Here is a 13,226-nt window from a genome sequence, read left to right as displayed (position 1 = left end):
CTTAGAATCGAAAAAATAACACCTATTTACGGATTCTGCAATTCAAAATAAATTCCGCTAATGGACAATTACCGATAGCCGTCGGGCAATAGAAACCGCTACTATGAAATTAATTTATACAATCCTTTTTTCTGCAATACTAAACTTTGGGTATGCGCAGTCTCCAAGTCAATATTTAGAAAAAATCAGAGACAATGAAGCGCAGTTAACTGCATTCTTTTCTCAAATGCCAAAAGGAGGCGATTTACACCATCATTTTAGTGGTTCTATTTATGCCGAGCCTATTTTAGAAGATGCTATTGCCGATGATTTCTACCTCAATACCGCAACCATGCAGGTGCTTAAAGAAAAACCTGCCACTGGAAACTGGGAACAATTCTCTGCTATTAAAGGTCGTGGCGAACTAGATATTTACAAACAAAAAATAATGGAAAAATGGTCTGTAAAAGATTATAACTATGTTAGCTACCCATCTGACAAATTATTTTTTGAGTCTTTTGATAAATTTAGCCCAGCGATTACAGGTCATTTTGGCGAAGGTTTATTGGAACTAAAAAATAGAGCTATTTCAGAAAATGTAAGTTATATCGAAACGCAATTATCTACCATTCCTTCTAATATAAAGACTGAAGATCTAAGTGATTTTAATAAGCAATTAAGACAATTAGCAATTAAAAGAGACGAAAAAGGAGTAAAAGCGCTACTCGATATTTTGTATAAGAAAATGTTAGAAAGAGATGCTGCTAAAGACGCTAGCACTTTCAATTCTAACTTTGTGGAAAAAATGCACAATGATTTAAAAATTGATGATCAGCGTTTCACGATGCGCTATCAAAATTTTGTATTGCGCTTTATGGAACCTGTTGATTTGTTTAAAAATTTAGTGGTCGCTTTTATCTCAGCAGACAAGAGCGCGCTTATGGCTGGCGTTAATATAGTTTCTCCAGAGGATGGAGAAACATCCATGAAAGATTATTGGTTGCATATGGTAATGTTTAATTACTGCCATTCTCAGTACCCAAATGTAAAATACTCAATGCATGCTGGCGAGCTTACTCTTGGACTAGTTCAACCTGAAGATCTAACTTGGCATATTAGCGATGCTGTTTACACCGCTGGAGCCAATCGTATTGGGCACGGTGTTGATGTGGCATATGAAGCAAAATCGTACGAGTTGTTGCGCTATATGGCAAAAAACAAGATTGTTATCGAAATCAATTTAGTGAGTAATGAATTCATATTGAAAGTCAAGGAAAACCGCCATCCTATATCATTGTACAGAAATTTTGGAGTTCCCATCGTAATTAGTACTGATGATGCTGGAATACTACGAACAAATATGACCGAGCAGTATGTTCTATTAGCCAAAAGATACAAAGACATTTCCTATCCTGATATTAAGCAATATGTGTACAACAGTATAAACTTCAGCTTTATTCAGGACGAAAAGCTGAAAAAACAATTAACAAAGGACTTAGATACTCGTTTCAAGACTTTCGAAGCTAATTTTCCTTTAAAATAGACTAAAATGAATATCAAACTAATCGCCATTGGCAAAACCGATAATAAAGCATTACAGTCTTTGATTGATGATTATACCAAGCGTTTGTCTTTTTATATCAAATTTGATTTAGAAATTATACCAGATATAAAAAATGTAAAAAACTTATCTGAAAGCCAACAAAAAGAGAAAGAAGGCGAATTGATTCTAGCCAAAATATCCACCACTGACCAATTAATTTTATTAGATGAAAATGGGAAGAATTTCTCCAGCGTAAGTTTCTCTGAAGAACTACAAAAGAAAATGAATTCTGGCGTAAAAACTTTAGTATTTGTAATTGGTGGACCTTATGGTTTTTCAGACACGGTTTATGCTAAAGCTCAAGGCAAAATATCGCTTTCGCTAATGACATTTTCTCACCAAATGGTGCGCTTATTTTTCATAGAACAATTGTATCGCGGGTTTACGATTTTGAAGAATGAACCTTATCATCACCAATAAAAAAGTATTCAGTAATCAGTTTTTAGTGTTCAGCTTTTGTGTTTATTAAAATAGATACTCTTGATTTTCATCAAAACTCAAACCTTTATTATTTAATTTAATGCTTTTTATAAAAACCTTATTTTGAATATAAGAACCATAACTACTATTTTTATCAAAGTATAATACAACTGGCATGTCACTTTCTACTTGAATATTATTCAAATATTCTTGTAATTCGGCTTTAGCAACTACAGTATTATTAACCGTAATCTTATCTTTATAAAAGTAAATTACTAGCGCACTTGATACTGTAGGCTCCAGTTTATAAAACACTTTTGTAAAGGGAATAAAAGCCATATTCTTACCAATACTATCCGCATAAGAATAATAATTCTCGGCTTTTTCATTTACATGCGATTTCTCAGTTCGCTTTTTTTCTTGCAGTTTTATCACTTCTGGAATCACGAGTCTTAAAGGCAGCCGCTTGTCTATATTAAAAATCCAATTGGTTGTAATAATGCTATTTTTTCTGTTGACTTCCGCCAAAGTATCGTTGCCGTTTGTTCTAAAAAAAATATAAATGGGTGAATGATCTAACACATTAGACACCATGGTCACATTCGATTTTGGCAATAATATATCTTCTTTATTTCCGCAGGACAGCAAAAGAAAAAGAATAACTAAACTTAAATATTTCATCTGTATGTATTAAAAGGAATTCTGAATTTTTATTCCCTATTTATAAATTAATTTTACTCCAAAGTTGAACACATTCAACCGCTTCCTTTACATCGTGAACACGAAGAATACCGGCTCCTTTGGTTAAGGCAATTGTATTTAAAACTGTAGTTCCGTTCAACGCTTCTTTTGCACTGCTATTAAGCGACTTATAAATCATCGATTTTCTAGATATACCAACTAATAAAGGTAATTCTAAAAGCTGAAATAATTCCGTTTTTCGCAGTACTTCATAGTTCTGATCTAGCGTTTTAGCAAAGCCAAATCCGGGATCAATAATTAAATCACTAATACCTAAACTCCTTGCTTTATTCACTTTTTCTGAAAAATAAAACAGCATTTCTTTGACAATATCTTCATAATTAGTCATGCTTTGCATCGTTTGTGGCGTGCCACGCATGTGCATCATAATATAAGGAACTTTATATTTAGCTATAACATCAAACATCGATTCATCCAGATTTCCAGCCGAAATATCATTTATAATGGCTGCACCATTTTCTATACAAGCTTTGGCTACTTCACTTCTAAATGTATCGATCGAAAGTAAGGCATCTGGAAAATGTTTTAAGATTAATTGAACTGCTGGAATTATTCTATCCAACTCCTCTTCCTCTGAAACGAATTCAGCACTAGGTCTACTGGAGTACGCTCCAATGTCAATAAAAGTAGCTCCATCGCTTAACATTTTCCCAACTTGAGTCAGCAATTCACTTTCATCATTGTACTTTCCACCATCAAAAAATGAATTTGGCGTTACATTCAAAATTCCCATAATTTTGGGAATTGATAAATCGATAAGTCGTCCTTTACAGTTGATTGTCATTTTTTCTTTGTTTAAGCTTCTCCTTGTTTAAGGTTTATATTTTTCATGATCAAAGTTGTTTAATTACAAAACTCAACAATTCCATTAACTTTAAACCTGAAACTTTAAACCTTTTAAAATTAATCCCTATTTTTGAGGAAATTTTAGACAAATATACATCAATAATGAAGAATACTTCTCAAGAATACGATAACGTAATTGCGATTTGTCGTTCGCTATTTATCAATAAAATGACCGATTATGGAAGTGCTTGGCGCATCTTGCGATTGCCTTCTTTAACGGATCAAATCTTCATCAAAGCACAAAGAATAAGAAGTTTACAGGAAAATGAAGTTCGAAAAGTAAACGAAGACGAAACCGGAGAATTCATCGGGATCATTAATTATTCTATAATGGCGCTAATCCAATTGGAATTAGGAGTTGTAGAGCAGCCAGATTTAAATGTCGAAAAAGCAACTGCTTTATATGATGCTAAAGTCCAACTCACCAAAGAATTAATGGAAAACAAAAACCATGATTATGGCGAAGCATGGCGCGAAATGCGGGTAAGTTCTTTAACAGACCTGATTTTACAAAAACTACTTCGCGTAAAACAAATCGAAGATAACAAAGGAAAAACAATCGTGTCAGAAGGTATTGATGCAAATTATCAAGACATGATTAACTATTCCATTTTTGCACTAATATTAATGAATTTTGGTAAATAAATAGTAGATAAAATGAAAAACATAATTACTCAATTCTCAAGATTATTCGTTGGCTTACTTTTCATCATTTCGGGATTAATAAAACTAAACGACCCAGTAGGTTTCTCCTATAAACTGGCTGAATATTTTAGCGAACCCGTTTTTAACATCCCTTTTTTAGTACCGCTTTCATTAGGCTTGGCTATATTTTTAGTCATCGTCGAAGTGGTTCTTGGCGTCATGCTTCTTATTGGATACAAATCTAAATTCACGATTGGAAGTCTCTTCCTTATGATTGTATTATTTACATTCTTAACATTCTATTCAGCTTATTTTGATGTGGTAAAAGATTGTGGTTGTTTCGGAGATGCTTTAAAACTTACACCTTGGCAGTCTTTCACTAAGGATATCGTTTTACTATTCTTTATCCTTATTTTATTCATTAATCAAAAATTAGTAAAGCCCCTTTTTGCAAACAGTATTCAAAATACAATTACCTACGCAACTATAATCTTGTGTATCTTGATGGCAGTTTGGTTACTTAATCATTTGCCTTTAGTAGACTTTCGTCCTTATAAAGTAGAAGCAAATATCCAAAAAGGAATGGAAATTCCCGAAGGTGCGCCACAGTCTGTTGTAGAGATGCTGTTTATCTATAATGTAAATGGAGTGGACAAAGAGTTTACGACTGACGATTTAATGAATCTTCCAGACGGAGCCAACTTTGTAGAGCGAAAAGACAAAGTAATTACTGAAGGTTACGTTCCTCCTATTCATGATTTCACGATGATGAAAGACGATTATGATCATAAAGATGAGTTGCTAGCAGAGCCTAAATTAATGATGATTGTTACCTATGACTTAGCAATTTCAGAGGAAGCAGGAATGAATAAACTGAACAAATTAAGTCAGGAAGCAAAAGCTAAAGGTTACAAAGTAATAGGAATGACGAACTCCAGTACAGAAGAAGTTGCAAAAGCCCAGAAAACATACGGACTTACATTTGACTTCTATAAATGTGATGCAATAACTTTAAAAACGATCGAAAGAGCTAATCCTAGTATTGTGCTTCTTGAAAAAGGAACGATTAAACAAAAAGTTCATTACAACGACATCGAAGATTTGAAATTATAAATAACTAAAAAGCGAAAAGTAAAGAAGGAAAAACATAAGTTTAACTTAATCACTTTTCGCTTTTGGCAATCGAAGATTTAACAATGCTGAAATACTTTCTCAATAAATTCGGATATGCGCTACTTACTCTTTTTGGGGTAATTACAGTCATTTTCTTTTTATTTAATGTGTTACCTGGAGATCCCGCAAGAATGATGCTGGATCAAAATGAAAACTCAGAGCAATTAGCATTGATCAAGAAAAAGTATGGTTTTGATAAACCCATTGCGACCCAATACTTATATTATCTCAACGACCTCTCGCCTATTTCACTGCACAGTACAACCGAATCAGATTATACTTATTTGAGTAAAGGTAAATACAATGCGGCAAAGTTGTTTACTTTTTCGAATTCAATTGTGGTACTTAAAACTCCTTATTTAAGGGAAAGTTTCCAGAAAAGTGGTAAGAAAGTATCAGAGATAATTGGCAATACTTTGCCAAGCACAGCAATATTAGCCTTGTTCGCCATTATCATTGCGATAGCTTTTGGTGTTCTATTAGGAATTATTTCAGCACTTCACAAGGATAGCTGGATTGATCGCTTAATTGCACTTGTGAGCACATTAGGAATGAGTATTCCGTCATTTTTTAGTGCGATTTTATTTGCTTGGCTTTTTGGTTTTGTATTGCAAAAGTATACGCACTTGAATATGACCGGAAGTTTATATGAAGTAGATGATTTTGGAGAAGGAAGCTATATCCAATGGAAGAATATAATTTTACCAGCAGTGGTTTTAGGAATCCGTCCGCTGGCAGTGGTAATCCAGCTAATGCGAAACTCATTATTGGAAACATTTGGTCAAGACTACATTCGAACAGCAAGAGCAAAAGGCCTTTCTGAATTTCAAATCATTAGAAAACACGCCCTAAAGAACTCTTTAAATCCTGTGGTTACTGCAATTTCAGGATGGTTTGCATCGATGCTTGCCGGAGCGGTATTTGTTGAATTTATTTTTGGATGGAATGGATTAGGGAAAGAAATAGTAGAAGCGTTGAACAATTTAGACCTGCCTGTAATCATGGGTTCAGTTTTGGTGATTTCAACGACATTTGTGGCGATCAATATCCTAGTCGATATTATTTATGCCTATTTAGACCCTAAAATCAGACTTTCATAATACAAAAAATTAGGATTTTGGTCGGATTTATTACTTTAATTACAATTTAAGTTCTTCCAGATTTGATTTTAAGTCCAACTATTACGATTTCATTTTGGAATTTATAACGAAGCTCGTTTGTTTTGTTATTTCGAATGAGATTATTTAATTTTTTTTAAACTGTATACCCTAATTAAATTGTTTGTTTAACTTTGTTAAAAATAAAAAAATGAAAAAAATATTTGCTTTATTAACAGCTTTCGTTGCATTCTCTTGTGCTAAAACTGATGGACAAAAAACTGAATTTTCGAAAGTAGCTTTATCAGAAACATTGCTAGCGAGTGACGGAAGTCAAGTTGCTTTTCAAGATATATTAAAGAAACACGAAGGAAAAACAATTGTAATTGAAGTTTGGGCTTCCTGGTGTGGAGACTGTGTAAAAGCAATGCCAAAAATAAAAGAACTACAGGCGAACAATCCAGACGTAGCTTATGTTTTTCTTTCGATGGATAAAACGGCTGATAAATGGAAAGCCGGAATTGAAAAACACGCACTTATAGGAGATCAGTATATGGTTAACGACCAAATGGGCGGAGTTTTTGCTAAAGCGATCGATTTAGATTGGATTCCAAGGTACATTATTGTAGATAAAACTGGTAAAATAGTTTTGTACCGCGCAATAGAAACAGATTTTGATAAAATTAATGAAACTTTAGCTTCTTTAAAATAATACCATTTTAAAAAAGAACTAAAAACTAAGAACTAAATATAACACCAATTGAAATGAGAAAAAAGATAGTTGCAGGAAACTGGAAAATGCATAAAAATGCGGAGCAAACTGAAGATTTATTGAATGAATTGATCGATAAAATGCCTCTCGAAACTAAAGTACAAGTCATTGTAGCGCCAACTTTCATCAACCTAGCTTCAGCGGTTGATCATTTAGAATTCACCAATATAGATGTGGCTGCCCAAAATATGCATCAAGCAGAAGGTGGAGCATTTACAGGAGAAATATCTGCTGATATGTTGCAAAATGTAGGTGTGAATACAGTAATTCTTGGACACTCAGAGAGAAGAGCTATTTTTAATGAGACAGATGCCTTAATTGCAAGTAAAGTAAATACTGCTTTAGAGCATGACATGACCGTGATTTTTTGTTTTGGCGAAGAATTAAAGGACCGTCAAACTAAGAATCATTTTAATGTAGTAGAAAATCAATTGAAAGATGGATTATTCAACATTCAAGCTTCAGACTGGGGAAATGTTGTTCTAGCTTACGAGCCAGTATGGGCTATTGGAACAGGTGAAACTGCTTCTCCAGAACAAGCTCAGGAAATGCACGAATTCATCAGACAAACAGTTCGCACAGCATATGGAAACGAAATCGCAGAAGAAGTTTCAATACTTTATGGCGGAAGTGTAAAACCAGAAAATGCTAAAGAAATATTCTCTAAGCCAGATGTAGACGGCGGTCTTATTGGTGGTGCAGCATTAAAAGCAGATGATTTTGTTGCGATTGTAAGCGCAATCTAAACCTCTTATCTGAACATACACGAAAAGCGGTAATTGAATTTACCGCTTTTTTTATTTTTATATTATACAAAGTAAAGAGTACCTTTGCAAAAAAATTAAAGATGTCAAACATATATATAGGATACCATTTTACGGTTGAACCAAAAGAGTTAGGTTCAGAAATATTAATCGCTGAATTAGGAGAAACTGCTTTTGAAAGTTTTACAGAAACGGAGACTGGAATTTCTGCATTCGTACAAAAAGAATTGTGGGACGAAAATATCCTTGCGAATATTCAAATATTAGATTCAGAGGAGTTTAAAATCGAATATACATTCGAAGAAATCGATCAGGTAAACTGGAATGAAGAATGGGAAAAAAACTTTGAAGCAATTGATGTAGAAGGAAATTGTCATGTGCGTGCTCCTTTTCACCCAAAAACAGATGCCGAATTTGATATCTTGATTGAGCCTAAAATGAGTTTTGGTACAGGTCATCACGAGACAACTCATATGATGATTCAGCATTTGCTAGAAACAGAAGTTACGGGCATGAAAACATTAGACATGGGCTGCGGTACCGCTATTTTAGCTATTCTTGCCGAAATGAAAGGCGCTCAGCCTATTGATGCCATCGATATTGACAACTGGTGTTATCTCAATTCTATCGAAAATGCGGAACGTAATAACTGCAAACATATTACTGTTTATGAAGGAGATGCTTCTTTGTTGAAAGATAAAAAATATGATTTAATTATTGCGAACATCAACAGAAACATTTTGTTGAACGACATGCAAACTTATGTAGATTGCTTAAACCCAAAAGGAACACTTTTATTAAGTGGTTTTTATACGCAAGACATTCCATTTATCGATGCTTCCTGCACAGAGAAAGGCTTAACGTATGTTAAAAAATTTGAAAGAAACAACTGGGTTTCACTTAAATACGTAAATTAGCAACTAAATTATATACCAATAATCCAACTGGAAAATAAATTGGGCGCGCGTTTGCAAAACTAGAATGAATTAATGAAGATAATAGAACGCCCTTTAAAACTATGCAAAATTTTGTGTTTTGCATTTTTAAAAATTGATAAGCCAAACTATATTTTTATCTAACCCTTAAATTATTTAAAAATGAGTACAAAAGAAAAAATTAGAGAAAAAGTCAGTGTTAAAGAAGTGACCTCTAAAAATAACGAAATCATCGTCTATAATGATGATGTCAATACTTTCGACCATGTAATCGACACCTTGATGCGTGTTTGTGACCATACACCAGAACAAGCAGAACAATGTTCGCTAATTGTGCATTACAACGGTAAATGTACCGTAAAAACGGGGCCACTTGACAAATTGAAGCCACAATGCACCAGCTTATTAGAAGCAGGTTTAAGTGCAGAAATTATCTAAACTACAGGAATAACGCTAATAAATACCATATTCTTTTTTTTTACAATAATTCAAAAAACATTCTATTTTATCCTATATTTGGGTAAAATAGAATGCTTTTATGGAAGAATATGGTAAAATATTACTAATTGCAATGCCTTTTTTCTTGGTACTGATCATCGTGGAAAAAATTTATGGTGCATATAAAGGCGAAGACAGCGTGCCGCTAATGGATAGTGCATCGAGCGTTAGTTCTGGAATTACAAATGCGGTAAAAGACGTCTTAGGTTTAAGCATCACTTTTATTTCCTATGGTTGGATGGTTTCTAAAATTGCAGTTTTTCATTTAGAAGCCAACGTTTATACGTATATCGTGGCCTTTATAATCATTGACTTTTACGGATACTGGACGCATCGTATCGCGCATCAGGTGAACTTTTTCTGGAACAAACATGCCATTCATCACAGCAGTGAGGAATTCAATCTTGCATGTGCATTAAGACAAACCGTTTCCAGCTTCGTCAATTTATTTACTTTTTTATTAATTCCTGCGGCAATTATCGGAGTGCCTACTTCTGTTATTGTTATTACGCTTCCAATTCAATTATTTCTTCAATTTTGGTATCATACCAAGCATATAAAAAAAATGGGGTTTTTAGAGCATATTCTTGTTACTCCATCTCATCATAGAGTACATCACGCTATTAACCCAGAATATATTGACAAGAACCACTCGCAGATATTTATTATTTGGGATAAATTATTCCATACTTTCCAAGAGGAATTAGAAACTGTCCCAGCTGTTTACGGCATTACAAGACCAGCACAAACTTGGAATCCAATTCGGATTAACTTTCAGCATTTAGGATTACTAATTTCGGATGCTTGGCGTGCAGAAAACTGGAAGGATAAATTTACAATTTGGTTTAAACCCACTGGTTGGCGTCCTGAAAATTTTGAAGAAAAGTATCCAGTAAACAAGATTACAAATGTTTATGCTTTTGAAAAGTATGGAACTAATGCTTCATCAAAACTTGTTTATTGGTCTGTTTTTCAAGCATTAATAAGTTTACTATTTGTCAGTTTTCTTTTTAATAATATTGCTATAATAGGATTGCCTTCTATTTTTATTTACGGCCTATTTATATTCCTCACTATTTATAGTTATACGGAGTTAATGGATGAAAGTCGGTTTTCTGTGTATTGGGAAACCGTTCGTTTTTTATTTGGCCTCGGTATTATATACTATTTTGGAGATTGGTTTGGACTCAATTCCTTTTTTCCGCTAGCAAGTTATATTGTAATCTCTTACCTCCTACTTTCATTAGTGATGTCCATTTATTTTGTTTCTTTCGAGTTTAAAGCAAAAAAAACTTCTCTTATCCACGTCTAAAAACCGACCATGAAAAGTACTTTGTTTTTAAAAAGCTATGTTTTTATAAGTTTTACTTACCTTTTAATTATCCTCTTAGGTCACGAAGATATTGCTTGGTACATTAAACCTTTTCTACTTCCATTTTTAATATTGGGAGTGTATTTTCATAGTGATTTCCCATCGAAAAAGTTCTTACTTACAGCTTTATTCTTTTCATGGATTGGTGATATTATCCTTTTATTTGCTGACAGAGACGAGATGTATTTTATGGTAGGTTTAATCGCTTTCTTACTGTCTCATATCGCCTATATACTCTTATTTAACAAACAAATAAAACCTAAGAAAACCAAAAGTATCGCTGTTTTCTGGATAGGAGTTACTGCAATTATAGTCTATCTCAGCTTAATGATGTCTCTACTATTGCCAAGTCTTGATGGTTTGACTATTCCCGTTTTTGTATATGCATTAGTTATCTCAACGATGCTATTATTTGCTTTCAAAGGATTCTTAATATGGGATACGCCCGGAAATTGGTATATCTTGATAGGAGCCATTGTTTTTGTAACCTCAGACAGTATCCTTGCTTTCAACAAGTTTTATCAGCCCGTTGTTTTAGATTCCTTTCTAATTATGATAACATACCTTGTAGCGCAATTTTTACTCGTATGCGGGATTTTCGAATTAAATAAAAAAAATAGCATTTTCAATTTCTAGAAAATGCTATTTATATATTTTGAAGTAGTAACTACTACTATACTAATGAGGTAATTTATCTTTTAAAACGCCATAAATATAAGTGCCTAACAGCGCACCAAAAAGAACAATACTAATACTCCAGAAACCAGCACCTAGTAAAATGAATATTGGACCTGGACAGGAACCCACAAGTGCCCAACCCAATCCAAAAAACAATCCGCCAACATAATAGCGTGTCGATCCTTTTTCTTTATCTTGGATTTCAATTGGTAATCCTTTGATATCTTTCACATTATATCTTTTCATTATTTGAATTCCAATAGTTCCTGTAAGGATCGCAACCATTATAATTCCGTACATATGAAACGACTGAAATCTAAACATTTCGTAGATTCGGTACCAAGAAACCGCCTCAGTTTTTGTAAGTACAATTCCGAAAATAAAACCAACCAATAAATATTTTAATACTTTCATATTCTAAAAAATTAAGGGGAATAATAAATAAGCCATAATCAAACCGCCAACAAAAAATCCAACAACGGCTTTTAAAGAAGGGATTTGCAAGTTACTCAATCCAGAAATTGCGTGACCGGAAGTACAACCGCCTGCATAACGAGCTCCAAAACCTACTAAAACGCCTCCAATTAACAATATTAAAATGCTTTTTGGCGAACTAAAAACATCAGGTCCAAAAAGTGCATTCGGTAACAATTTACCATCTGGCGCATCAATTCCCAATTTAGCTAACTGTTCAATAGTTGCTGGATTAATACTAACGTTTGAAGGATCGCTCATGTAATTAACGGCCACAAAGCCTCCAATCATCGCTCCTACAACCACCACAAGATTCCATCGCTGTGCTTTCCAGTCAAAGTTAAAGAAACCAACACGTTTTCCTAATCCCGACATAGAACATAACGAGCGTAGATTGGAAGACATTCCAAATGACTTTCCAAAATAAATTAAGATCAGCATAATGCTGCCGATTAAAAAGCCTGAAAGATACCAAGGCCATGTTTGAGTTATAAAATTCATATTTTTTAATTTTGCTGCAAATATAGGAAGCATTTATTACCTAGTATGTGAGAAATGTTACATTCGATCAAAAAGCTAAGCAATCATAAAAAAAGGCTACTATAACAACTAAGAGTAAAACTTCTTTTTATATTTGTTTCTAATTCCTATTGTGCGATAAAGCATATTCAACATTCAAAACAACAAAATCTATTATATGAAAAAAATCGTTGCTTTTATAACACTGATTATCTTAACGACTTCTTGTGTAAGCACCAAATCAACAATACAGAATATTGATGACAATGCTCCTATACCACAAATCTCGCAGCACAATACTTTTGTGATTACAGAATTCAGTAAAGAAGCAAAATACGGATACAATAAGGACTACCCTATCAATGTTTTTTATCGAAATACTTTGAACGAGTCTATCAATCAAGAACGCTTTTTGAATGCTTTATCTGGACCTAAAGGAGAAAAAATCACTTTTAAAAAACTAGAAAGCTGTTGTCCGTTTCCAACTAAAAGAAGCGAAATGGGTGCTGGATTTCTCGATGTATATGAAGTAACTTGGCAGGGACAAAAAAAACCAGTGGTTCTTTATTTAAACATCTATGAAAAGGGAGTTTTAATGGTGCCTGTAGGATTGGCATTAAAGAAATTTTAAAACATAAGAAACCTCTTGTCGTCGAGCTGTTATCTCTAACGAATCAAGAACAGGAACT

The 13,226-nt window shown here is 33.6% G+C and carries 16 protein-coding genes; 12 read left to right on the top strand and 4 right to left on the bottom strand.

Annotation, left to right across the window (positions count from 1 at the left end; genetic code table 11):
• Positions 1-103: 103 nt before the first annotated feature.
• Together E0F98_RS04870 and rlmH are read left to right on the top strand one after the other, a co-directional pair.
• A complete protein-coding gene (locus E0F98_RS04870; RefSeq protein WP_132109491.1) occupies positions 104-1,522 on the top strand; it encodes an amidohydrolase family protein in 1,419 nt (472 codons plus the stop codon).
• A 6-nt stretch (positions 1,523-1,528) separates the two neighbouring features.
• Positions 1,529-2,002 (top strand): 23S rRNA (pseudouridine(1915)-N(3))-methyltransferase RlmH, encoded by a 474-nt coding sequence (gene rlmH / locus E0F98_RS04865; protein WP_132109490.1) that lies wholly within the window; start codon positions 1,529-1,531, stop codon positions 2,000-2,002.
• 45 nt (positions 2,003-2,047) lie between these two features.
• Here rlmH and E0F98_RS04860 read toward each other — a convergent pair whose 3' ends face one another.
• Together E0F98_RS04860 and folP are read right to left on the bottom strand one after the other, a co-directional pair.
• The gene (locus tag E0F98_RS04860) at positions 2,048-2,683 is read right to left on the bottom strand and encodes a hypothetical protein (protein ID WP_132109489.1); all 636 of its coding nucleotides are present in this window, start codon (positions 2,681-2,683) and stop codon (positions 2,048-2,050) included.
• Between the two features lie 40 nt (positions 2,684-2,723).
• A complete protein-coding gene (gene folP / locus E0F98_RS04855) occupies positions 2,724-3,548 on the bottom strand; it encodes a dihydropteroate synthase (RefSeq protein WP_132109488.1) in 825 nt (274 codons plus the stop codon).
• Positions 3,549-3,712: 164 nt separating this feature from the next.
• Here folP and E0F98_RS04850 point away from each other — a divergent pair, with 164 nt between their 5' ends.
• From E0F98_RS04850 to E0F98_RS04810, 9 genes are all read left to right on the top strand, one after another.
• Positions 3,713-4,255, top strand: a complete 543-nt coding sequence (locus E0F98_RS04850) for a DUF1599 domain-containing protein (protein WP_132109487.1) — start codon at positions 3,713-3,715, stop codon at positions 4,253-4,255.
• Between the two features lie 12 nt (positions 4,256-4,267).
• On the top strand, positions 4,268-5,368 hold the full coding sequence (locus tag E0F98_RS04845; RefSeq protein WP_132109486.1) for a BT_3928 family protein: 1,101 nt from the start codon (positions 4,268-4,270) through the stop codon (positions 5,366-5,368).
• 83 nt (positions 5,369-5,451) lie between these two features.
• On the top strand, positions 5,452-6,528 hold the full coding sequence (locus tag E0F98_RS04840) for an ABC transporter permease (RefSeq protein ID WP_132109485.1): 1,077 nt from the start codon (positions 5,452-5,454) through the stop codon (positions 6,526-6,528).
• 208 nt (positions 6,529-6,736) lie between these two features.
• A complete protein-coding gene (locus E0F98_RS04835) occupies positions 6,737-7,237 on the top strand; it encodes a TlpA family protein disulfide reductase (RefSeq protein WP_132109484.1) in 501 nt (166 codons plus the stop codon).
• A 53-nt stretch (positions 7,238-7,290) separates the two neighbouring features.
• Positions 7,291-8,043 (top strand): triose-phosphate isomerase, encoded by a 753-nt coding sequence (tpiA, locus tag E0F98_RS04830; protein WP_132109483.1) that lies wholly within the window; start codon positions 7,291-7,293, stop codon positions 8,041-8,043.
• A gap of 101 nt (positions 8,044-8,144) precedes the next feature.
• The gene (gene prmA / locus E0F98_RS04825) at positions 8,145-8,978 is read left to right on the top strand and encodes a 50S ribosomal protein L11 methyltransferase (protein WP_132109482.1); all 834 of its coding nucleotides are present in this window, start codon (positions 8,145-8,147) and stop codon (positions 8,976-8,978) included.
• A gap of 180 nt (positions 8,979-9,158) precedes the next feature.
• On the top strand, positions 9,159-9,434 hold the full coding sequence (locus E0F98_RS04820; RefSeq protein WP_132109481.1) for an ATP-dependent Clp protease adaptor ClpS: 276 nt from the start codon (positions 9,159-9,161) through the stop codon (positions 9,432-9,434).
• Positions 9,435-9,534: 100 nt separating this feature from the next.
• The gene (locus E0F98_RS04815) at positions 9,535-10,806 is read left to right on the top strand and encodes a sterol desaturase family protein (RefSeq protein ID WP_132109480.1); all 1,272 of its coding nucleotides are present in this window, start codon (positions 9,535-9,537) and stop codon (positions 10,804-10,806) included.
• 9 nt (positions 10,807-10,815) lie between these two features.
• Positions 10,816-11,502, top strand: coding sequence for a lysoplasmalogenase (locus E0F98_RS04810; RefSeq protein WP_132109479.1), 687 nt, complete (start codon positions 10,816-10,818; stop codon positions 11,500-11,502).
• Between the two features lie 42 nt (positions 11,503-11,544).
• Here E0F98_RS04810 and E0F98_RS04805 read toward each other — a convergent pair whose 3' ends face one another.
• Positions 11,545-11,958 carry a DUF6691 family protein gene (locus E0F98_RS04805; protein ID WP_132109478.1) on the bottom strand — a complete coding sequence of 138 codons (414 nt, stop codon included), beginning with the start codon at positions 11,956-11,958 and terminating at the stop codon, positions 11,545-11,547.
• Positions 11,959-11,961: 3 nt separating this feature from the next.
• The gene (locus E0F98_RS04800) at positions 11,962-12,519 is read right to left on the bottom strand and encodes a YeeE/YedE family protein (protein WP_132109477.1); all 558 of its coding nucleotides are present in this window, start codon (positions 12,517-12,519) and stop codon (positions 11,962-11,964) included.
• 196 nt (positions 12,520-12,715) lie between these two features.
• Here E0F98_RS04800 and E0F98_RS04795 point away from each other — a divergent pair, with 196 nt between their 5' ends.
• On the top strand, positions 12,716-13,168 hold the full coding sequence (locus E0F98_RS04795; RefSeq protein WP_132109476.1) for a 2-dehydro-3-deoxyphosphooctonate aldolase: 453 nt from the start codon (positions 12,716-12,718) through the stop codon (positions 13,166-13,168).
• The last annotated feature ends 58 nt before the right edge of the window (positions 13,169-13,226 follow it).

This window comes from Flavobacterium hiemivividum, assembly GCF_004349145.1.
GTDB lineage: Bacteria > Bacteroidota > Bacteroidia > Flavobacteriales > Flavobacteriaceae > Flavobacterium > Flavobacterium hiemivividum.
Note: the sequence above shows the minus strand (reverse complement) of the source record. Positions and strands in the feature narration are given on the sequence as shown.